Source organism: Streptomyces fradiae ATCC 10745 = DSM 40063 (genome assembly GCF_008704425.1).
GTDB classification, from domain to species: domain Bacteria; phylum Actinomycetota; class Actinomycetes; order Streptomycetales; family Streptomycetaceae; genus Streptomyces; species Streptomyces fradiae.
This window is the reverse complement of the sequence record NZ_CP023696.1, coordinates 1168687-1187108: the sequence shown is the minus strand read 5'-3', so window position 1 is coordinate 1187108 and position 18422 is coordinate 1168687. Positions and strand designations below refer to the sequence as shown.

Annotated in this window: 17 protein-coding genes; 10 read left to right on the top strand and 7 right to left on the bottom strand. The window is 76.4% G+C overall.

The features are described 5' to 3' along the window. The first annotated feature begins 32 nt into the window (after positions 1 to 32). From CP974_RS05125 to der, 4 genes are all read left to right on the top strand, one after another. Positions 33 to 1118 carry a prephenate dehydrogenase gene (locus tag CP974_RS05125; protein WP_031134523.1) on the top strand — a complete coding sequence of 362 codons (1086 nt, stop codon included), beginning with the start codon at positions 33 to 35 and terminating at the stop codon, positions 1116 to 1118. Positions 1119 to 1224: 106 nt separating this feature from the next. Further along, positions 1225 to 1911, top strand: a complete 687-nt coding sequence (cmk, locus tag CP974_RS05120) for a (d)CMP kinase (protein ID WP_031134525.1) — start codon at positions 1225 to 1227, stop codon at positions 1909 to 1911. Further along, entirely contained in the window at positions 1866 to 2549 is a 684-nt protein-coding gene (locus CP974_RS05115) for a lysophospholipid acyltransferase family protein (RefSeq protein ID WP_051839806.1), read from the top strand. Before cmk ends, CP974_RS05115 begins: the two co-directional genes overlap by 46 nt. A gap of 76 nt (positions 2550 to 2625) precedes the next feature. Next, entirely contained in the window at positions 2626 to 4074 is a 1449-nt protein-coding gene (der, locus tag CP974_RS05110; protein ID WP_031134528.1) for a ribosome biogenesis GTPase Der, read from the top strand. 58 nt (positions 4075 to 4132) lie between these two features. Here der and CP974_RS29985 read toward each other — a convergent pair whose 3' ends face one another. Continuing rightward, positions 4133 to 4513: a hypothetical protein gene (locus CP974_RS29985; RefSeq protein ID WP_031134529.1), complete on the bottom strand. Its 381-nt coding sequence runs from the start codon at positions 4511 to 4513 to the stop codon at positions 4133 to 4135. A gap of 83 nt (positions 4514 to 4596) precedes the next feature. Then, complete coding sequence (locus tag CP974_RS05100; RefSeq protein ID WP_031134531.1) at positions 4597 to 5391, bottom strand: DUF8842 C-terminal domain-containing protein; 795 nt, start codon at positions 5389 to 5391, stop codon at positions 4597 to 4599. 528 nt (positions 5392 to 5919) lie between these two features. On the opposite strand from CP974_RS05100, the gene CP974_RS05095 reads away from it, so the two are divergent. Next, on the top strand, positions 5920 to 6504 hold the full coding sequence (locus tag CP974_RS05095) for a LysM peptidoglycan-binding domain-containing protein (RefSeq protein ID WP_031134533.1): 585 nt from the start codon (positions 5920 to 5922) through the stop codon (positions 6502 to 6504). On the opposite strand, the gene CP974_RS05090 is transcribed toward CP974_RS05095, so the two are convergent. The 3 genes from CP974_RS05090 to CP974_RS29450 are packed head-to-tail and all read right to left on the bottom strand — an operon-like array spanning position 6470 to position 10628. Next, positions 6470 to 7171: an ATP-binding cassette domain-containing protein gene (locus CP974_RS05090; protein WP_037938754.1), complete on the bottom strand. Its 702-nt coding sequence runs from the start codon at positions 7169 to 7171 to the stop codon at positions 6470 to 6472. The genes CP974_RS05095 and CP974_RS05090 overlap by 35 nt on opposite strands. Next, positions 7168 to 9942 carry an ABC transporter permease subunit gene (locus CP974_RS05085; protein ID WP_031134537.1) on the bottom strand — a complete coding sequence of 925 codons (2775 nt, stop codon included), beginning with the start codon at positions 9940 to 9942 and terminating at the stop codon, positions 7168 to 7170. Before CP974_RS05085 ends, CP974_RS05090 begins: the two co-directional genes overlap by 4 nt. Further along, the gene (locus CP974_RS29450; protein ID WP_224354500.1) at positions 9939 to 10628 is read right to left on the bottom strand and encodes a hypothetical protein; all 690 of its coding nucleotides are present in this window, start codon (positions 10626 to 10628) and stop codon (positions 9939 to 9941) included. Before CP974_RS29450 ends, CP974_RS05085 begins: the two co-directional genes overlap by 4 nt. A 74-nt stretch (positions 10629 to 10702) precedes the next feature. Here CP974_RS29450 and CP974_RS05075 point away from each other — a divergent pair, with 74 nt between their 5' ends. The 4 genes from CP974_RS05075 to CP974_RS05060 are packed head-to-tail and all read left to right on the top strand — an operon-like array spanning position 10703 to position 14793. Continuing rightward, positions 10703 to 11320, top strand: a complete 618-nt coding sequence (locus CP974_RS05075) for an MTB12 C-terminal domain-containing protein (RefSeq protein ID WP_176605650.1) — start codon at positions 10703 to 10705, stop codon at positions 11318 to 11320. Beyond that, positions 11304 to 12659, top strand: coding sequence for an ABC transporter substrate-binding protein (locus tag CP974_RS05070; RefSeq protein ID WP_031134465.1), 1356 nt, complete (start codon positions 11304 to 11306; stop codon positions 12657 to 12659). The genes CP974_RS05075 and CP974_RS05070 overlap by 17 nt, the downstream gene beginning before the upstream one ends. A gap of 56 nt (positions 12660 to 12715) precedes the next feature. Continuing rightward, the gene (locus tag CP974_RS05065; RefSeq protein WP_031134463.1) at positions 12716 to 13999 is read left to right on the top strand and encodes a glycosyltransferase family 4 protein; all 1284 of its coding nucleotides are present in this window, start codon (positions 12716 to 12718) and stop codon (positions 13997 to 13999) included. Further along, positions 13996 to 14793, top strand: a complete 798-nt coding sequence (locus CP974_RS05060) for a hypothetical protein (protein ID WP_031134460.1) — start codon at positions 13996 to 13998, stop codon at positions 14791 to 14793. The genes CP974_RS05065 and CP974_RS05060 overlap by 4 nt, the downstream gene beginning before the upstream one ends. 101 nt (positions 14794 to 14894) lie before the next feature. On the opposite strand, the gene ctaD is transcribed toward CP974_RS05060, so the two are convergent. Then, entirely contained in the window at positions 14895 to 16625 is a 1731-nt protein-coding gene (gene ctaD / locus CP974_RS05055; protein ID WP_031134458.1) for an aa3-type cytochrome oxidase subunit I, read from the bottom strand. Between the two features lie 372 nt (positions 16626 to 16997). On the opposite strand from ctaD, the gene CP974_RS05050 reads away from it, so the two are divergent. Beyond that, positions 16998 to 17231 (top strand): I78 family peptidase inhibitor, encoded by a 234-nt coding sequence (locus CP974_RS05050; RefSeq protein ID WP_031134456.1) that lies wholly within the window; start codon positions 16998 to 17000, stop codon positions 17229 to 17231. A 106-nt stretch (positions 17232 to 17337) separates the two neighbouring features. On the opposite strand, the gene CP974_RS05045 is transcribed toward CP974_RS05050, so the two are convergent. After that, positions 17338 to 18366, bottom strand: coding sequence for a phosphatase PAP2 family protein (locus CP974_RS05045; RefSeq protein ID WP_031134454.1), 1029 nt, complete (start codon positions 18364 to 18366; stop codon positions 17338 to 17340). Between the last annotated feature and the right edge of the window lie 56 nt (positions 18367 to 18422).

Below are 18422 nucleotides of genomic sequence, written 5' to 3'. Positions count from 1 at the left end.
ACCGCCCCCGCCGCCCGCAAGGACACCGCCCAGTGAGAACCGCCCTCGTCATCGGCACCGGTCTGATCGGCACGTCCGCCGCCCTCGCCCTCACCGACCGGGGCGTCACCGTCCACCTCGCCGACCACGACCCCGACCGGGCCCGCACCGCCGCCGCCCGCGGCGCCGGCACGGACGCCCCGCCGGAGGGCCCCGTCGACCTGTGCGTGGTCGCCGTGCCCCCCGCCCACGTCGCCGCCACCCTCGCCGAGGCCATGCGCGCCGGCGCCGCCCGCGGCTACCTGGACGTTGCCAGCGTCAAGGGCGGCCCGCAGCGGGAGCTGGCGGCCCTGGGCGCCGACCTCTCCTCGTACATCGGCACCCACCCCATGTCCGGCAAGGAGCAGTCCGGGCCGCTCGCGGGCAGCGGCGACCTCTTCGAGGGCCGCCCCTGGGTCCTCACGCCCAGCCGGGACACCCACACCGAGGTCCTCAACCTCGCCCTGGAGCTGGTCGCGCTCTGCCGCGCCGTCCCCGTCGTCATGGACGCCGACGCCCACGACCGGGCCGTCGCCCTCGTCTCGCACACCCCGCAGCTGGTGTCGTCGATGGTCGCCGCGCGGCTGGAGCAGGCCGAGGAGACCGCCGTACGCCTGTGCGGCCAGGGCATCCGGGACGTCACCCGCATCGCCGCCTCCGACCCGCGCATGTGGGTCGACATCCTCTCCGCCAACCCCGGCCCCGTCGCCGACGTCCTCGCCGCGCTCGCCGCCGACCTGGACGAGACGGTCCGCTCCCTGCGCGCCCTGCAGTCCGCCGACGACGGCAAGCGCGACGAGGGCGTCACCGGCGTCGAGGACGTGCTGCGCCGCGGCAACGCCGGCCGCGCCCGCGTCCCCGGCAAGCACGGCACGGCCCCCGCCGCGTACGAGACGGTCGCCGTCCTCATCAGCGACCAGCCCGGCGAGCTGGCCCGGATCTTCGCCGACGCCGGCCGGGCGGGCGTCAACATCGAGGACGTCCGCATCGAGCACGCCACCGGCCAGCAGGCCGGCGTGGTGCAGCTCATGGTCGCCCCGACCGCCGCGCCGCTCCTCGCCGCCTCCCTCCGGGAGCGCGGCTGGGCCCTGCGGCAGTAGGCCGCGGGGGGCTGGGCCGAACGGGTGCGAGGAGGGGCGGGGACAGTCGGTAACCTTGGGGCGGGCCCTCGGCAACCGGCCGGCCCTCTCCCACGCAGGCAGGAAGGTGTCCGACACCGTGCATCCCGTGATCGTCGCCATCGACGGCCCCTCCGGTACGGGCAAGTCGAGCACCTCCAGGGCCGTCGCGGCCGAGCTCGGCCTCAGCTACCTGGACACCGGCGCGCAGTACCGCGCGATCACCTGGTGGATGATCACCAACGGGATCGACGTGGCCGACGCCGCCGCCGTGGCCGACGCCGCCGCCAAGCCCGCGATCGTCTCCGGCACCGACCCGGCCCACCCCACGATCACCGTCGACGGCGTCGACGCCTCCGGCCCGATCCGCACCCAGGAGGTCACCGCCAAGGTCAGCGCCGTCAGCGCCGTGCCCGAGGTGCGCACCCGGATCACCGGCCTCCAGCGCTCCATCGCCGCCGCCGCGCCGAACGGCATCGTCGTCGAGGGCCGGGACATCGGCACGACCGTCCTCCCCGACGCCGACCTCAAGATCTTCCTCACCGCCTCCCCGGAGGCCCGCGCCGCCCGCCGCGCCGGCGAGCTGAAGGGCGCCGACGTCTCCGCCACCAGGGAAGCCCTGATCAAGCGGGACGCCGCCGACTCCACCCGGACGGCCTCCCCCCTCGCCAAGGCCGCCGACGCCGTCGAGGTGGACACCACGGAGCTGACGCTCCAGCAGGTCATCGAGTGCGTGGTCACCCTCGTGGCGGAGAAGAGGGCGGCCGCCAAGTGACCCCCTCGGCGAAGGGCGCCGCCGTCGGGCGGGGCATCGGCATCGGACTGATGTACGGACTGTGGAAGCCGCGCGTGCTGGGTGCCTGGCGCGTGCCGGCCTCCGGCCCCGTCATCCTCGCCGTCAACCACGCCCACAACCTCGACGGCCCCATGCTGATGGGCACCGCGCCCCGCCCCGTGCACTTCCTGATCAAGAAGGAGGCGTTCGTCGGACCGCTCGGACCCTTCCTGGAGGGCATCGGCCAGCTCAGGGTCGACCGGACGTCCACCGACCGCACCGCGATCACCGGCGCCCTCGACGTGCTCGCCGCCGGCGGGGTCCTCGGGATCTTCCCGGAGGGCACCCGCGGGGAGGGGGACTTCGCGTCGCTGCGCGCCGGCCTCGCCTACTTCGCCGTACGGTCGGGGGCGCCGATCGTCCCCGTCGCCGTCCTGGGCAGCGGCGAACGGCGCGGCAGACTGGTGAAGGGGCTGCCGCCGCTGCGCAGCCGCGTCGACGTCGTCTTCGGCGACGCCTTCGAGGCGGGCGACGGCAGCGGACGCCGCACCCGCAAGGCCCTGGACGAGGCCACCGTACGCATCCAGGAGCGGCTCACCGCGCACCTGGAAAACGCCAGGCACCTCACGGGGCGCTGAGCGACACTCTTGAGTAGTGGGCCCGGCCCCGGCCGGACACCCACCGACCACCACGAAAGCACGAGGAACGGACTTCATGAACGACCAGCACGACCACGGGGCACTTGGCGACGCCGAGTACGCGGAGTTCATGGAGCTCGCCGCCGGAGAGGGCTTCGACGCCGATGAGGTCGAGGGCGCGATCGAGGAGGCCGGGCACGGCCCGCTGCCCGTCCTCGCCGTCGTCGGCCGGCCGAACGTCGGCAAGTCGACCCTGGTGAACCGGATCATCGGCCGCCGCGAGGCCGTCGTCGAGGACCGGCCCGGCGTCACCCGCGACCGCGTCACCTACGAGGCCGAGTGGGCCGGCCGCCGCTTCAAGGTGGTCGACACCGGCGGCTGGGAGCAGGACGTCTTCGGCATCGACGCGTCCGTCGCCGCGCAGGCCGAGTTCGCGATCGACGCGGCCGACGCGGTCGTCTTCGTGGTGGACGCGACCGTGGGCGCCACCGACACCGACGAGGCCGTCGTCAAGCTGCTGCGCCGCGCCGGCAAGCCCGTCGTCCTCGCCGCGAACAAGGTCGACGGCCCGTCCGCCGAGGCCGACGCCGCGATGCTGTGGTCCCTGGGCCTCGGCGAGCCCTTCCCCGTCTCCGCGCTGCACGGCCGCGGCACCGGCGACCTCCTCGACGAGGTCCTCAAGGCCCTGCCCGAGGCGCCCGAGCAGACCTTCGGCACCGCCGTGGGCGGCCCGCGCCGCATCGCCCTCATCGGCCGCCCGAACGTCGGCAAGTCGTCCCTCCTCAACAAGGTCGCGGGCGAGGAGCGGGTCGTCGTCAACGAGCTCGCCGGCACCACCCGCGACCCCGTCGACGAGCTGATCGAGCTGGGCGGCAAGACCTGGAAGTTCGTCGACACGGCCGGCATCCGCAAGAAGGTCCACCTCCAGGAGGGCGCGGACTACTACGCGTCGCTGCGCACCGCCGCCGCCGTGGAGAAGGCCGAGGTGGCGGTCGTCCTGATCGACACGACCGACTCCATCTCCGTCCAGGACCAGCGCATCATCACGATGGCCGTCGAGGCGGGCCGCGCGATCGTCATCGCCTACAACAAGTGGGACGAGCTGGACGAGGAGCGCCGCTACTACCTGGAGCGGGAGATCGAGACCGAGATGCAGCAGGTCTCGTGGGCGCCGCGGGTGAACGTCTCCGCCCGCACCGGCCGCCACATGGACAGGCTGGTCCCGGCGATCGAGACCGCCCTCGCCGGCTGGGAGACCCGCGTCCCGACGGGCCGCCTCAACGCCTTCCTCGGCGAGCTGGTCGCCGCCCACCCGCACCCGATCCGGGGCGGCAAGCAGCCCCGCATCCTCTTCGGCACGCAGGCCGGCACGAAGCCGCCCCGGTTCGTGCTGTTCGCCTCCGGCTTCCTGGAGCACGGCTACCGGCGCTTCGTGGAGCGCCGCCTGCGCGAGGAGTTCGGCTTCGAGGGCACGCCGATCCACATCTCGGTCCGGGTCCGCGAGAAGCGCGGCCGCAAGAAGTAGCCCCACCACGGCGGCGGGGCCGGAGGGACGCGATCGTCCCTCCGGCCCCGCCGCCGTCTCAGCGTCCCCGGCGGGGCGCCGGGGGCAGGGCCGCGTGGGCGGGGCCGCCGTGCGGGCGGGCCGCCGCGTACCCCCCGTACTGCTGCGCCTGCCAGCCCTGCCCGTAGCCGTGGGTGCCGGTGGTGTGGCCCGTCGTCGGGGCGGCGCCGCCCCCGTGGCCGGCGTCGCCGGGGCGGGCCGGCGGCAGGGCGCCGAACGCCCGGAACGTCAGGTCCTCCTCGCCGCTGCGGTCGCCGGGCAGCGCCCGGAACGACCGGCGGTACTCGGAGTACAGCGCGTCGTAGATCGGCGTGGCCGAGTAGGACAGCCCGTCCTGCGCCGGGCGCATGGCGGGGATGTGCTGGTACGGCGGGCGGGGCGGCTCGTATGAGTGCTGCACGTAGGGGCCAACGACCCCGCCGCCCGGGGGATGCGGCCCGCCCGGGGAATTCGCCTTCCACCGGGCCGGCAGCCACGAGCCCATCAGGACGTGCCGGCGAGCGGCATGGCGGCGGCGACCAGCCTGCCGTTGGCCGCGGCCTTCTCCAGCGCGTCGCGCATCAGGTCCTCGCGGGGCTGCTGGCCGATGGAGCCGACGGGCGCGGCGAAGACCAGCACGGTCTGCGACTTGTTGGCGGCCGTGCGCCAGCCGTCGGTGACCTGCAGCGGCTGGTGCGCCTGCCACCAGGCGACCTGCTGGCCGCCGACCGGGCTCGGCTGGAGGATCGCGTGCAGCTGCCCCACCGCGAGCAGCACCGACCAGCCGCCGAGCGCCGGAGGCTTCGCCGACAGGTCGGGGACCGGGGTGAAGCCCTGCTCGACGAGGAGCGGCAGGAACTCGTCCTCCGTGCCGTACGAGCCGGGGCGGGCGATCGGCGCGGTCGGCTCCACGACGAGCGCGGGGTGCAGCTCGCCGTCGATGGCGACCAGGCCGCTGGTCACGCCCAGGACGGCCTGCTGGGGGCCCGCCGGGACCTGCGCCGGCGCGGCCGGCCGCCGCTCCTCGCCGGTGATCGACCGGACGGCGCCCTGGAGCTGCTCCTCGGCGACCCGGACGACCTGGGAGGGGATGCAGGTGGCGTGGGCGAAGGCGAGGACGGCGGTCTCGTCGCCGACGAACAGCACGGTGCTGGTGCGTTCCTGCTCGGGGTCGCCCGGGGTGCGGCAGGAGGTGCAGTCGTAGCTGCCCGGGGCGTTCTCGCCGGCGAGCAGCCGGTCGGCTTCGTCGTCGCCGATCTCGGCGCGTACGTCCTCGCTGACGTCGAGCATGCGCGGCACGGGGGGCTCCTCGGACTCGTTGGTGCGTGCGGTGCCGGGAGGCTCCCGGCCCATCTCATGAAGAGTTCAACGGGCGAGTCCCGGACGGGGTCACGCCCCAATCCGCCCCGCGGCGCCGGCGGGGCGGTGCGCCCGAGCGGGTGAGGGGGAGGGGCGGGCGGCCGGGTGGTGGCGGGGCGCGGAGGGGGCGGCGCGGTGGCGGTGGCGCTTCGGCCGGGCGTCGCCCCGGGCGGCCCGTCGCCGGTGCCGTCGGGCGGTGCGTCTCCGGTGCCGGCGGGTGGTGCGATGCGGTGCCGGCGGGAGGTGCCGGGTGGTGCGGGGCGGCCGGGCCGGGTGGTGCCGGGCGGCGGGATCGGACGTGTGGGGATCGGGCCGGGTGGTGTGGGGCCGGGGCGTGGGCCGGGCGGCGCGGCCGTGGGGCCGGCGGTGGCGGGGCGGGTCCGCCGACCGGGTGGGATCGGTGCGCGGGGGCGCGGCGGGCCGGGGCGGCGTACGGGGGCGGCGCGGCCGCGTGCCTAGCGTGGCGCGATGCCCAAGCCGCCGAGATCCTCCCGTGCCGGGGCCGCTCGGGGCGGCGCCCCCGCCCTGACCGCGCGCGCCGCGCTCCTCGGGCCCGTCCTGGCCGGCGCCCTCGTCCTCGTACCGGCGCCGCAGCCGGAGGCCGCGACCGGGCGGGGGCTCGTCGCGGCGACCCCGGCCGACTGCCCCGGTGACTGGCCCTGGGGGTGTGTCGCCCTGTGCGAGAGCGGCGGCCGGTGGGACGCGGACACCGGCAACGGCTTCCACGGCGGGCTGCAGTTCAAGCCGTCCACCTGGGAGGAGTACGGCGGCCTCGCGTACGCGCCCCGCGCCGGCCTGGCGACCCGCGACCAGCAGATCGCCGTCGCGCGGGACGTGCTGCGCCGGCAGGGCTGGAGCGCCTGGCCCACCTGCTCCCGCCGGTACGGTCTGGCGGGCCGCCACCACACGGTCGAGCCGGGCGACTCGCTGAGCGCGGTGGCCCGGCGGTTCGGCGTCGAGGGCGGCTGGCAGGCCCTGTACGAGGCGAACCGGGACGCCGTCGGCGCCGACCCCGACCTCATCCTGCCCGGCCGGCTGCTGCTCCTCCCGTAGGCCCTCCTGGCCGCCGCACGGCCGCCTCCGCGGCCTCGCCGCTGAACACGACCGACCCGCGCCGCAGTTCGTGAACCAGCGTGCCGCGCGGCAGCCCGCCCGGCAGGCGCTGCTCCGCCGTGACGAGCGCCGTGCCCCGTGCGCACAACGCGCCGAGCAGGGCGTACGTGCGCGCCGCCACCGCCGGGGACATGCCGAGCGCCGGTTCGTCCACGAGCACCACCCGCGGCGGCCGCGGCCGCGCCAGCGCCCGCGAGACGGCCAGCATCCGCCGCTCGCCGCCCGACAGCGTCCCCGCCCGGCGGGACAGGAGGGGCCGCAGCTCCGGGTACGCGTCGAGGGCGGCCCCGGCGTCCCCGGCGAGCCGCAGGTTCTCCGCGACGGTCAGCGTCGTGTACACGGCGCGCCGGTCCGGTACGAAGCACAGCCCCCGGCGGGCCCGCAGGTGCGCGGGCAGCCGCGTCACGTCGGCGCCGCGCCACAGGACCCGCCCCGCCGACGGGCGCACCGCCCCGGCGAGGGCGCGCAGCACGGTCGTGCGGCCCGAGCCGTTGCGGCCGAGCAGCACGGTCGCCGTGCCGGCCGGGACCGGCAGGTCCACGCCGTGCAGCGCCTCCAGGGGCCCGTACCGGACGCGTACGCCGCACAGCTCCATCTCGACGCTCACGACACGATCCTCCCGGCCCGCATGACGTGGACGGTGTGGGCGATACCGGCGACCAGGTCCAGGTCGTGCTCGACGACCAGGACGGCCGTGCCGTCGGCGGCCAGCGCGGCGAGGATCCGGGCGAGCGCGGCGGCCTCGGCGTCGTCCAGGCCCGCGGCGGGCTCGTCCAGCAGCAGCGTGTGGGGGCGCCCCGCGAGGGCGCGGCCCAGCTCGGTCCGGCGCAGCACGCCCGTCGGCAGCCCGGCGGCGGGGCGGTGCCGCACGGGCCCGTCGAGGTCCAGCAGGCGCAGGACCTGCCCGGTGGTGGCGTCCGGGGCGTCGCGGAGGCGGCCCCGCTCGGCGCCGAGGCGGACGTTCTCCTCGACGGTCAGGGAGGCGAAGACGGCGGGCTCCTGGAACGTCCGGGCGATGCCGAGCCGGGTACGGGCGTGGGCGGGCCGGCGGGTGATGTCGGCGCCGTCGAGCGTGACCCGGCCGGCGACCGGGCGGACGGTGCCGGCGAGGCAGTGGAACAGGGTGCTCTTCCCGGCCCCGTTCGGCCCCACGAGCGCGGTCACCCGTCCGGGTACGAGCGACAGGTCCACCCCGTCCAGCGCGGTCACCCCGCCGTACCGCACCCGCAGCCCCCGCGCCTCCAGCCGCACCGGGGCCGCGCCCTGCGGCCCGGCAGGGGGGCGGGCGCGGCCGGTGGCGGCGCCCGTGCCGCCCGTGCCGCCGCCCGGTCCGCCCGCACCAGGCGTCCCTGCGCTGCTGCCCGCCCCGGGGGTACGGCCCGCACGGCGCGGGCCATCCGCACCAGGCGTGCGGCCGGGGCCGGACGCGCCACCCGCGTCCGGCACACCGCCGTCCGTGCCCTTCGCGCCTTCCGGGGCCGCCGCACCCGTGGCCGGGCGCCCGTCCGGGCCACCCGGGCCGCCCCGCACGGGGGTGCGCGCCTCCGCCTCGCCCGGCGCCGCCCGGCCCGCCCCGTCCGGCGGCACGGGGTGGCGCGGTGGCCGGGCGAGGAGGGCCGCCAGGGGCGGGACGCGGGCCGTCAGGGCCGCCAGCAGGCCGATCACCGCCGCGGCCGCCCCGCCCCGCGCGCCCGCGTCCAGCCCGACCAGCAGCGCCGCCGCCAGCAGCGGCGCCAGCAGGCTGTCCGCGCCCAGCACCAGGACCGCCGCGAACCACAGCAGCGCCCGCACCGGGTCGAACGCCGCGGCGTCGAACGCCCGTACGGACATGCTCAGCAGTCCGCCGCCCAGCGCCGCCAGGGCCGCGCCCGCCACGAAGGCCAGGACCTTCAGCGCGGGCACCGGCACCCCGGCCGCCGCCGCACCCGCCTCGTGGTCCCGCAGCGCCGCCATGGCCCTGCCCGTACGGCCCGCGCGCAGCGCCGCGACGGCCACCAGCGCCGCCGCCAGGACGGCCAGCTCCAGCAGGTAGTACCGGCGGTCCGTCAGGAACCCGGCGGGCCGCTCCACCTCCAGCCCCGCCGTCGCGTACGGCTGCGCCAGGACGAACCGGCTCACCGCCACGCCCACCGCCAGCGTCACCAGAGCGAGGGCGGGCCCGCGCCGCCTGATCGCCGGCCAGCCGGTGAGCAGCCCCAGCGGCGCGACCAGCACCACCGCGGCGGCCAGCGCCGCCAGTTCCGGCAGCCGCGGGAGGCCCGGCAGCCGGCCCGCCGCCAGGAGCGCCGTGAACAGAGCGCCCAGCCCCGCGTACCCCGCCTGCCCCAGGGAGATCTGGCCGCTGCGGCCGGTCACCACCACCAGCGACAGCAGCACCACGGCCAGCGCGGGCACCTGCACCGACGTGCGCAGGTCCGGGCCCGCGAAGCCCAGCGGCAGGGCGAGCAGCACCGCCACGCACACCCACAGCGCGGGCGGCACCCGCGCGCCCGCCGTCGTGCCGCGCGGCAGCACGTCCCGCCCGCCCGCGTCCACGGCGGGCACCGCCAGCGCGGCCACCAGCAGGGCGACCACGAACAGGTTCGCGCCGACCGCCCGCACCAGCGGCCCCGCCCAGCCTTCCGGGTGGAACCGGGTCATCTGCGCCTGGGCCACCCCGATGGCCAGCGCCGTCCCGACCGCGACCGGCAGGCTCCGCATCCGCGCCGCCACGGCCACGGCGATGACCTCCAGGACGAGCAGCGGCAGCCCGTACGGGTCCAGCCGCACGACCGGCGCCAGCAGCACCCCGGTCAGGCCCGCGGTGAACGACCCGAACGCCCAGCCCGCCGCCGCGACCCGGTCGGCCGCGATCCCGCCCAGCGCCGCGAGCTCCCGGTCGTCCACCACGGCCCGCAGCTCGCGCCCCAGCCGCGTCCACCGGGTCACCGCGCCCACCGCGCACGCCACCGAGACGGCGACCGCCACCTGCGCCCACGGGTCGTCGCCCAGCAGCACCGGCGCGTCGTCCCGCGCCCCGCCGCCCCACAGCAGCGCGGCGCCGCCCACGAGCAGGACGAACACCCCGATGGACGCCACCAGGGTCCGCGCCGGCCCGGCGTCCGCCAGCGCGGCCGGCCGGAAGACCACCCGGTCGAGCGCGAACCCGATCGCCGGGGCGACCAGCAGCAGCGTCACGCACGCGGCGGGCCCGAGCGGCCAGCCCCACTCGACCACGAGCTGGCGCAGCACGTAGGCGCAGACCATGGCGACCGCGCCGTGCGCCAGGTTCAGCACGCCCGTCGCCCGGTACGTGACGATCAGCCCCACGCCGGTGAGCGCGGCGGCGCTGCCGACCGCGAGCCCGGCGAGGAACAGCTCGTACGTCAGCGAGTTCACGACCGCCCGGCCCCGCCCCCGCCCGAGCCCCCGCCGCCACCGTCCGGGGCCGGGCCCCCGCCCCCGGTGTCCCCGCTGCTCCCGTCCCGGCCTCCGCCCCCGCGCCCGTCCTCGGCGGCCCCGCCCCCGGCCTCCCGGGCCTCCCCGGCGGCACCCCCGGCCTCGCCGGCCTCCCCGCCGGTCCCGACCGCCCCGCCGCCCCCGTCCGGCTCGCACACCGGGCACGGGGCCAGCGGGGCGTCGCCCGCCGGGACGGCGTCCGGCCGGGCGGCCACCAGGGGGCAGTCGGGGCGGTGGGCGAGCGTGCCGTCCGGCACCCGTACGGGTGGCGCGGCGGAGACGGGGCGGAAGGCGGACCCGTACGGCTCCCCGCCCCCCGCCCCTCCGCCGGGTGCCCCTGCCCCGCCCGAGCTCCCGCCCTCGCCCGCGCCCAGGCCCCCCACCGCGCCCCCGCCCCGCCCCCACGCCCCGCCCCCGTCCCCGCCCCACCCCCGCGACGCCAGGGCGGCTGCGGTCCAGACCGCGCCCGCCACGACCAGGGCGGCGCCCGGCACCGTGCCGGAGGCCAGGTACGGGAGCTGGCGCTCCGCCACGTGCTCGCCCGACGCGCCGTACCAGCCCAGCACGCACAGGACGGCGCCCACGGCGAGCGCGGTCAGCCCGCCCCACCACAGCAGTCGCGGCATCCGGACCCCTTCGCGCTACTCCGCTGGCGGCACATAGTGATTCCTTGCACTATGCCGGTGAATGTCCTTTTCCTGTGCAGTCTGAGACCCCGGTGGTGACCCAGATGGTCCACGCGACCCCCCGCAGGGCCCGCACGCGCACCGCAGCGCTGGCGACGGCCGCCCTCCTCGCCCTCGCCCCGCTCGCGGCCGCCTGCGGCGACGGTGACGACGCGAGCGTCGGCCCCCAGTCCCCCGACATCCAGACGACCTCCGAGGCCGGGACCCCCGCCTCGCCCACCGGTTCCCCCACGGGCTCGCCCACCGGGTCGCCCACGGCGACCGGTACCGCCCCCGCCGACCCGCAGGAGGCGGAGGGCGAGGTCCGCGAGAACTGGGAGGAGTTCTTCGACCCCCAGACCTCCACCGAGGAGCGGGTCGCCCTCCTGGAGAACGGCGAGCAGCTGCGCCCCGTGCTGGAGGCCTTCGCGCAGAACCCCAACGCCTCCCAGTCCGCCGCCCGCGTCAAGGCGGTCGCCTTCACCTCGGCCACGCAGGCCGACGTCACCTACGACCTGGTCGTCGGCAGCCAGACCGCCCTGCCCGACTCCAAGGGCACCTCCGTGCTCCAGGACGACATCTGGAAGGTCTCCCGCAACACCCTGTGCGCGCTGGTGAAGCTCAGCGGCGACGCGGATGTGCCGGGCTGCTGACCTCGCCCTCCGGTCGGCGCTCGCGCTCCTCCTCGCGCTGAGCGCCGCCTGCGGCAGCCGGCTGCCCGAGCGGGACTTCACCACCCGGCCCCCCACCGCACCGGGCACCACCGCGCCGTCCACCGGCCCGTCCGGCACCGCCGCGCCGGACGCCGCCGGGCCGCCGATCCGCGTCGGCGTCATCGCCAGCGCCACCAGCCCCGTCGGCGGGGACGCCCTCACCGGGCCGCGCGACGGCGCCCTGGCCTACTTCGCCGCGCTCAACGCCCGCGGCGGGATCGACGGCCGCCGCGTCGAACCGGTCACCTGCGACGACGGCGGCAGCGGCGCCGGCAACCACACCTGCGTCACCGAACTCGTCGAGGAGAAGCGGGTGTTCGCCCTGGTCGCCACCACGGCCCTCGACTACGCCGCCGCCTCCCGCGTCTCGCGCGCCGAGGTCCCCGACATCGGCGGCCAGCCCATCGGACCCGCTTACGACACCTACCCCCACCTGTACGGGATCTACGGCAGCTCCGCGCCCCGCACCGGGGACCGGCCGGGCTGGAACGGCGTCCTGTACGGCGGTACCGAGGTCTACCGCTACTTCAAGCAGGTCCACGGCGCCCGCACCGCCGCCGTGGTCTCCTACAACCAGCCGTCCTCCGCCGCGTACGCCCGCCTCGTCAGCCGCGGCCTGCGGGCCGAGGGGTACCAGGTCTTCGAGGAGCAGGTCGACTTCGCCCTGCCCAACTTCCGGGCCGTCGCCGCCGACCTGCGCGCCCGCCGCCCCGACCTCGTCCTCGACGCCCTCGACGGCCACGGCAACGCCCGGCTGTGCGAGGCGATGGACGCGGCCGGCGCGATCCCCACCGCCAAGGTCACCCACGCGCAGAACTGGGACTCCACCGTCCCCGACGCCTACGCGAAGGCCCCGCGCTGCCGCAACGCCCTCTGGGCGACCGGCTCCAGCCGCAACCACGACGACACCTCCCACCCGGCCGTGCGCGCGTTCCGCGCCGCCATGGACGCCCACGCCGAGGGCGTGGCGATCCGCTCGCAGTGGCAGCTGGAGGGGTGGGCCGCCGCCATGTGGTTCACCGACGCGGCGCGCTCCTGCCTCGCCGGCGGGCCCCGCGGCCTCACCCGCGCCTGCGTCGAGCGCTATGTCGAGCGCCCCGAGCCGTACACCGCGGACGGGCTGCTGCTGCCCGTGCGGTTCGAGCGCCTCGAACGGCCGCCGGCCACCCGCCGCGCCTGCCTGTCCGTGGCCCGCTGGAAGGACGGCGAGGGCTGGGTCACCCAGGGCGACATGAACGACAACTGCGCCACCGTGCCCCAGCTCGGCTACCGCCCGTGAAGGCTTAGTACAGTCCACATCTGACGACCTATCGACCTGGGGGACCCGGCCACGCGATGCACATCTCCTTCCTGCTCCACAACGCGTACGGGATCGGCGGCACCATCCGCACGACCTTCAACCTCGCCGAGGCGCTCGCCGCCCGCCACGACGTCGACATCGTGTCCGTCTTCCGCCACCGGGACGAGCCCACCCTCGGCGCCCCGGCCGGGGTGACCATGAAGCACCTCGTCGACCTGCGCAAGCACAGCCCCGGCTACGACGGCGACCACCCCGACTACGGGCGGCCCGCGCAGGTCTTCCCGCGCGGCGACGGCCGCTGGAAGCAGTACAGCCGCCTCACCGACGCGCGGATCGCCGCGCACCTGCGGACGGTGGAGGCCGACGTCGTCGTCGGCACCCGCCCCGGCCTCAACGTGCACATCGCCCGGCAGACCCGCCGCGGCCCCGTCCGCGTCGGCCAGGAGCACCTGACCCTCGACAGCCACGGCTACCGGCTGCGCCGCGAGATCGGCTTCCGCTACCCGCTGCTCGACGCCGTCACCACCGTCACCGAGGCCGACGCCCGCTCGTACCGCACCCGGCTCAGGCTGCCCGGCGTCCGGATCGCCGCCGTCCCCAACAGCGTCCCCGCTCCGGCCGTCGAACCGGCCGACTCCACCGCCAAGTGGGTCGTCGCCGCCGGCCGGCTCACCAAGGTCAAGCGGTACGACCTGCTGGTCGAGGCGTTCGCGAAGGTCGTCGCCGCCCGCCCCGACTGGCGGCTGCGGATCTACGGCTCCGGCGACGCCACCGGCAACGAGCGCGGCGCCCTGCGCGCGCTCGTCGAGCGCCACGGGCTGCACAACCACGTCTACCTGATGGGCCCGGCCAACCCCCTGGAGCCCGAGTGGGTCAAGGGCTCCGTCGCCGCCGTCACCTCCCGCCTGGAGGCGTTCGGCATGACCATCGTGGAGGCGATGCGCTGCGGCCTGCCGGTGGTCTCCACCGACTGCCCACACGGCCCCCGCGAGATCATCGAGGACGGCGTCGACGGCCGGCTCGTCCCCCCGGGCGACGCGGACGCCGTCGCCGGGGCGCTGCTCGCGCTCATCCAGGACGACGACCTGCGCCGCCGCTACGGGCGGGCCGCGCTGGAGGCGTCGAGCCGTTTCGACCCGGTGCGGATCGCGGAGCGGCACGAGGCGCTCTACGCCGAGCTGGTCGCCCGCGGCGGCGGCGCCGGCTCGCGCGGCCGGGGCAGGGACGCCCTCCACCGGGCGCGGGGAGCCGTGCTCGACCTCGCGTACACGGCCCGCTACAGGGCCGCCGACGTCCTCCGGAAGGGGAAGCCCGCATGACCGGGACCACGGGCTCGACCCATCTCGCCGACCCCCGCGCCGACTGCGTCGCGGACGCGGCGGGCGGCGTCACCTTCGACATAGCGGGACACGACTCGGGCGGCGCGGCCGAGCCGGTCCTCGTGCTGAGCCGCCGCGGCGCCGCCCCGGCCGACGAGGTGCGGCTGCCGCTCACCCCGGCCGGCGAGGGCCGGGTCCGCGCGGTCCTGCCGAGCACCGTGGAGCTGGCCGAGGGCCACTGGGACGTGAGTGTCGCCGGCCGCCCGGTGCGGCCCGGCGTCCGCGACGTGCGGGCCCTGGTCGACCGGCGGCCCGACCGCTCGAGGCCGGTCGGGGCGCGCGTCCCGTACCCGGCGGCGGACGGGCACCTCGCCGTGCGCGCCTGGCTGCGCCCCCGGCACGCGGAGGCCGGGGACCTGACGTTCGGCGGGGGCGGCTGCACGGTCGAGGGGCTGCTGTACGGGGCGGAGCTCGGCGAGGGCGCGGTGGCCGAGGCCCGCTGGGGCCGCGAGGTGCGGCAGGCGCCCGTGGAGGGCGGCGAGGACGGGGCGTTCGCCTTCACCCTGCCGTACGGGCCGCTCGCCGAGCCCCGGCCGGACGGGCAGCGGCTGTGGCAGCTGTGGCTGCGGCCCGCCGCCGGAGCGGAGCCGGTGCGGGTGGCGAGGCTCCTCGACGACGTATGGGACCGCCGGAACGTGTTCGTGTACCCCGAGTCGGAGGGCGACGGATTCCGGGCGGCGCCCTGCTACAGCGCGGACAACGAGCTCTGCGTCCGGGTCGTCCCGGTGGCGTAGGGCGCCCACCGGGCCGCCCCGGGCGGCACGGGACCGATCGGCCCCGGCGGCGGCCCCCTCCGCGCCGGGGCGGGGCGGGGCGCGGGAGGGCCGGCGCCGGGTCAGCCCGGTTCGACGCCGCCGGGGCCGCGCCCCGGACCGCTCGGCCGCTCGGCCGGGTCCGCCGGGGCGTCCCGCTGCGGGCGCTGGTACGTCGCGTACCGCGGGTGGTGCAGGTCGAACGCCGGGGACTCCGACCGGACGACCGGGATCGCGCGGAAGTTGTGCCGGGGCGGCGGGCAGGAGGTGGCCCACTCCAGCGACCGCCCGTATCCCCACGGGTCGTCGGTGTCCACCTTCGGCGCGTACCGGGCGGTCCTCCACACGTTGTAGAGGAACGGCAGCGTGGAGGCGCCCAGCAGGAACGAGCCGATGGTGGACACCGTGTTGAGGGCGGTGAAGCCGTCGGCGGCCAGGTAGTCGGCGTACCGGCGGGGCATGCCCTCCGCGCCCAGCCAGTGGTGCACCAGGAACGTCAGGTGGAAGCCGGCGAAGAGGGTCCAGAAGTGGATCCGGCCCAGCCGCTCGTCCAGCATCCGCCCGGTGAACTTGGGCCACCAGAAGTGGAAGCCGGCGAACATCGCGAAGACCACCGTGCCGAACACCACGTAGTGGAAGTGGCCGACGACGAAGTACGAGTCGGTGACGTGGAAGTCCAGCGGGGGAGAGGCCAGGAGCACCCCGGTCAGCCCGCCGAACAGGAACGACACGAGGAAGCCGATCGCCCACAGCATCGGCGTCTCGAAGCTGAGCGACCCCCGCAGCATGGTCCCCGTCCAGTTGAAGAACTTCACCCCGGTCGGCACGGCGATCAGGAAGGACAGGAGCGAGAAGAAGGGCAGCAGCACGGCTCCGGTGGCGAACATGTGGTGCGCCCACACCACCACCGACAGCCCGGTGATGGCCATCGTCGCGGCGACCAGCGTCAGGTACCCGAAGATCGGCTTGCGGGAGAAGACCGGGATGATCTCGGTGACGATGCCGAAGAACGGCAGCGCGATGATGTACACCTCCGGGTGCCCGAAGAACCAGAACAGGTGCTGCCACAGCAGCGCCCCGCCGTACTGCGGGGCGAACACCAGCGACCCGAACCGCCGGTCGGCCTCCAGCACCAGCAGCGCCGCCGCCAGCACGGGGAAGGCGATCAGCACCAGCACCGAGGTGAAGAGCACGTTCCAGGTGAAGATCGGCATCCGGAACATCGTCATCCCCGGCGCCCGCATGCCGATGATCGTCGCCAGGAAGTTGACCGAGCCGAGGATCGTGCCGAACCCGGACAGCGCCAGGCCCATGATCCACAGGTCGGCGCCGATCCCCGGGGAGTGGACCCGCGAGTTCAGCGGGGCGTACGCGAACCAGCCGAAGCTCGCCGCCCCGGTCGGCACCAGCAGCGAACCGAGCACGATGAGGCCGCCGAACAGGAACAGCCAGTAGGACAGCATGTTCAGCCGGGGGAAGGCCACGTCCGGGGCGCCGATCTGGAGCGGCACGATCTCGTTGGCGAACCCGGCGAAGGTCGGCGTCGCGAACAGCAGCAGCATGATCGTGCCGTGCAGGGTGAACGCCTGGTTGTACTGGTCGTTGCTGATCAGCTGGAGGCCCGGCCGGGCCAGCTCCGCCCGCATCAGCAGCGCGAGCACCCCGGCGACGAGGAAGAAGGCGAAGGACGTGATCAGGTAGAGGTGGCCGATCCTCTTGTGGTCGGTGGTGGTCAGCCAGTCCACGACGACCCGGCCGCGCCGCCGGCCCCGCGGTCGTCCGGCGGTCTCCGGCCGGACGGTGTCGATGCCCATCACTGCCCCTCCGTAGCGGCTCCCGCCGTTGCCGACGCCGTCCCCCGATGCTCCCGGCCGCCTTCCGCTATCGCCGCCGTTCACGCCGTCGGGACATGCGGAAATCATGTGGAGGGCCGGTGAATCAAACGTGCCGGACGGCGTTCGGGTGAGGCCGTTCGAGGAAATTCGCGAACCGCCGGATACGGGCGTCTCCCGCGTCGGGAATTGGCTGCGGAAGGCCCTGGTCCGGGCGGTCGCCGGCCCCGCTCCGCGCCCGTCCGGGGGAATAGGCCGTTCGGCGGCGGACGGTCGGTTCGCTGTGACATACATGTGACAGAGCGCGTACACGCCGGATGGCGACGCCCGTGTAGACCCCCCTACGGTGAGGCCATGGCACCGATACCTCCCACACCCCCCGCACCCCCCTCCGGACCCGGCGGACCCGGCGAACCCGAGGCCTACGTCGGCCTCGACGACCGGGAGGCCGAGCGCCGGGCCCGCTCCCGCGGCTGGACCACCGTGCGCGCCCTGCCGCCCGGCGCGATCATCACGCTGGAGTACCTGGAGGGCCGGATCAACTTCGAGGTCCGCGACCACGTCGTCGTCCGCTGCTGGGTGGGCTGAGGTCCGGCGGCGCGCGTGACGGGACCGGGCCGAGGCCCGGCGGCGCACATGGAGGGGCCCCGGCCGGTTCTCCCGGCCGGGGCCCCTCCCGCCGCGCGGCGGCGGCTCAGCCGCCCGTGGCCGGGCGGGAGCGCGGCGGTCTCCGGCTCCCCGCGGGGCTGACCGGCGTCCGCTCCGAGCGCAGGACCGCGTGCGTACGCGGCTGGGACAGCGTCGTGCGGATGCTCGGGGTGTGGGCCCCGGCGCCGGTGCCCGCCGTCCCGCCGGGCGCCGCGCCCGACGCCTCGCGCACCGGCTCCTCCAGCCCCTCCGCGTGCCGCAGCGCCACCGCGGGCAGCGGCCCCGCGGCCGGGAGCGGCGCCACGGGCGCCACGGGCGCCACGGGCGCCGTGCGGGGCTCCCGCAGCCGGTCGCGCACCCGGTCCCGGACCGCGAGGATCGCGGCCTCGGCCCGCCCGATCAGCGGCTCGCACCACGGCAGACCCAGCAGGATCAGCAGACCGGCGGCCCAGCCCAGCAGCACGTCGCTCAGCCAGTGCGTGCCCAGGTAGACCGTGGTGAGGCCGACCCCGAGCGCGACCACGGCGGAGAGCGCGGACAGATGGCGGCGCGCCCGTGGCGTGGTGGCCAGATAGGACAGGATGCCCCAGGTCACCACGGCGTTCGCGGTGTGCCCGGACGGGAATATATCGCCGCCCGCGAACAGCTCGGCGGAGCCGATCTGCGTCGCGTAATGCGGGCCGAGCCGGCCCAGGCCGATCTTGACGGCACCCACCGTGACGTTGAGCAGCAGCAGCGCCGTGCCCAGGACGAGCAGCGGGCGCAGCGTGTGCTGCCGCCACGACCGCCAGCCGAGCCAGGCCGCCACCATCACCGCCGTCGGGCCGCGCTGGCCGAGCACCACGAAGTAGTCGAGCGGCGCGTGCAGCTCGGGCCACTGCTGGTAGGGCCGGAACAGCATGACCTTCCAGTCGATGAGCACCAGCCACGTCGACGCCAGCACGGCCACGACGATCGCCAGGTAGAACACGGAGGTCCCGCCGAAGAGGGCGAGACGCGTGCGGCTCATCCGCGGGATCTCTATCTTCGGCGGTTCCGGCTCCCGGTCCAGTCGGGCAAAGATGTCGGTACGCACCCAATCGACGTTACAGGGAGTGAGCGACCGGTCAGGCCGTTCCGGTCTCTTTGTGA

Coding starts and splice junctions, on each gene's coding strand:
- der (WP_031134528.1), top strand. CDS start 2,626: ATGAACGACCAGCACGACCACGGGGCACTTGGCGACGCCGAGTACGCG.
- CP974_RS05095 (WP_031134533.1), top strand. CDS start 5,920: ATGCCCAAGCCGCCGAGATCCTCCCGTGCCGGGGCCGCTCGGGGCGGC.
- CP974_RS29450 (WP_224354500.1), bottom strand. CDS start 10,628: ATGCCGCGACTGCTGTGGTGGGGCGGGCTGACCGCGCTCGCCGTGGGC.
- CP974_RS05070 (WP_031134465.1), top strand. CDS start 11,304: ATGTGCCGGGCTGCTGACCTCGCCCTCCGGTCGGCGCTCGCGCTCCTC.
- CP974_RS05065 (WP_031134463.1), top strand. CDS start 12,716: ATGCACATCTCCTTCCTGCTCCACAACGCGTACGGGATCGGCGGCACC.
- CP974_RS05060 (WP_031134460.1), top strand. CDS start 13,996: ATGACCGGGACCACGGGCTCGACCCATCTCGCCGACCCCCGCGCCGAC.
- ctaD (WP_031134458.1), bottom strand. CDS start 16,625: ATGGGCATCGACACCGTCCGGCCGGAGACCGCCGGACGACCGCGGGGC.
- CP974_RS05050 (WP_031134456.1), top strand. CDS start 16,998: ATGGCACCGATACCTCCCACACCCCCCGCACCCCCCTCCGGACCCGGC.